The following is a 2,500-nucleotide window of genomic DNA, read 5'->3' as shown; positions in this document are numbered from 1 at the left end:
CCTGTGTTTACAAGCTGTGGAACACCCTTATGTGGTGAACCGCGTACTTTTTGTAGAACGGTCCGGCGAGTTATTCTTACTGGCGAGGTTAAGGACGTAAGGTCTGGAGCCGAAGGGAAACCGAGTCTTAATAGGGCGAGATAACATACTTTGTATGTTATAACAGTCAGTGGGAATAGACCCGAAACCGGGTGATCTACCCATGTCCAGGTTGAAGTTGCCGTAAAAGGCAATGGAGGACCGAACGCACATCCGTTGAAAAGGGTGGCGATGAGGTGTGGGTAGGGGAGAAATTCCAATCGAACCCGGAGATAGCTGGTTCTCCTCGAAATAGCTTTAGGGCTAGCCTCGTATTAGTCTAGTGGAGGTAGAGCACTGAATATCCTAGGGGGCGTCAAAGCTTACCGAAGATTATCAAACTCCGAATGCCATATAGATGATGTACGGGAGTCAGACTGCACGAGATAAGTTGGGCAGTCGAAAGGGAAAGAGCCCAGACCGCCAGCTAAGGTCCCAAAGTGAGTGTTAAGTGGAAAAGGATGTGGGATTTCGAAGACAACTAGGATGTTGGCTCAGAAGCAGCCATGCATTCAAAGAGTGCGTAATAGCTCACTAGTCGAGAGGTCCTGCGCCGAAAATGTCCGGGGCTAAAACACAACACCGAAGCTGCGGAATTGAGTAATCAATTGGTAGAGGAGCATTCTTAAGACGGCGAAGCAGTACCGGAAGGAGCTGTGGAGTGTTAAGAAGAGAGAATGCCGGAATGAGTAGCGAGAGGAAGGTGAGAATCCTTCCGGCCGAATATCCAAGGTTTCCAGAGTAAAGCTGATCTGCTCTGGGTAAGTCGGGGCCTAAGGCGAGGACGAGAGTCGTAGTCGATGGACAACAGGTGGAGATTCCTGTACCTTGTGTAAACAGAACTGTGGGGACGCAGAGAGAAAGCGAAAGCCGGGAGAGGAAAGACCGGTGCAAGCGGGGTATCCGTGGAGTAGGAAAAACCGCTCCATAAGGAGAAGACGTGACGCGGACCGAAATAAAAGTAGGGAAGTTCGTGAGCTAGCTGCCGAGAAAAGCCGCTATTGTTTTACACAAGCCCGTACCGTAAACCGACACAGGTGGATGAGGAGAGAATCCTAAGGCCGACGGAAGAAGCATTGTTAAGGAACTCGGCAAAATGACCCCGTAACTTCGGGAGAAGGGGTGCCTGCGAAAGCAGGCCGCAGAGAATTGGCCCAAGCAACTGTTTAGCAAAAACACAGGTCTATGCGAAACCGAAAGGTGAGGTATATGGGCTGACGCCTGCCCGGTGCTGGAAGGTTAAGGGGAGATGTTAGGGAAACCGAAGCATTGAACTTAAGCCCCAGTAAACGGCGGCCGTAACTATAACGGTCCTAAGGTAGCGAAATTCCTTGTCGGGTAAGTTCCGACCCGCACGAAAGGCGTAATGATTTGGGCACTGTCTCAACAATGCATCCGGTGAAATTGAAGTACCAGTGAAGATGCTGGTTACCCGCGCCAGGACGGAAAGACCCCATGGAGCTTTACTCTAGTTTGATACTGGGATTCGGTATTGTATGTACAGGATAGGTGGGAGGCAAAGAAGTAGTGACGCCAGTTGCTATGGAGCCGCTGTTGGGATACCACCCTTGCAGTACTGGATTTCTAACCTGCAGCCGTGATCCGGCTGGGGGACAATGTCAGGCGGGGAGTTTGACTGGGGCGGTCGCCTCCGAAAGGGTATCGGAGGCGCTCAAAGGTTCCCTCAGAATGGTTGGAAACCATTCGAAGAGTGCAAAGGCAGAAGGGAGCTTGACTGTGACACCGACGGGTGGAGCAGGTACGAAAGTAGGACTTAGTGATCCGGTGGTATTAAGTGGGAATGCCATCGCTCAACGGATAAAAGCTACCCTGGGGATAACAGGCTTATCACTCCCAAGAGTTCACATCGACGGAGTGGTTTGGCACCTCGATGTCGGCTCATCGCATCCTGGGGCTGTAGTAGGTCCCAAGGGTTGGGCTGTTCGCCCATTAAAGCGGTACGCGAGCTGGGTTCAGAACGTCGTGAGACAGTTCGGTCCCTATCCGGCGTGGGCGTAGGATATTTGAGAGGAGCTGTCCTTAGTACGAGAGGACCGGGATGGACTGACCTCTGGTGCACCGGTTGTTCCACCAGGAGCATAGCCGGGTAGCCAAGTCGGGACGGGATAAACGCTGAAGGCATCTAAGCGTGAAGCCCCCCTCAAGATGAGATATCCCATAACACAAGTTAGTAAGACCCCTTGAAGACGACGAGGTAGATAGGGCAGAGGTGGAAGTGCAGTAATGCATGGAGCTGACTGTTACTAATAGGTCGAGGGCTTGACCAAAAAGGAAGACAAGCGGCGGATGGCTGGAAGAATGCGAAGAAAGCTAGCTTTCGGGAGCAATTCTGACAGACAGACGACATTTGCTTGCAAATGACATCGAAAGGCAAAGCCTTGAGATGACCGGTTGTCTACAA

General features: G+C 51.7%; 1 rRNA gene (cut by a window edge). It reads left to right on the top strand.

Going from position 1 to position 2,500, the window contains the following annotated elements:
* A 23S ribosomal RNA gene (locus ASU35_RS08705) occupies nt 1–2,366 on the top strand (it extends 548 nt beyond the left edge of the window).
* Nucleotides 2,367–2,500 lie beyond the last annotated feature (134 nt).

Origin of the sequence: Acetivibrio ethanolgignens, from assembly GCF_001461035.1 — a bacterium.
Lineage (GTDB): Bacteria > Bacillota > Clostridia > Lachnospirales > Lachnospiraceae > Velocimicrobium > Velocimicrobium ethanolgignens.
This window is presented reverse-complemented; position numbering and strand designations above follow the sequence as displayed.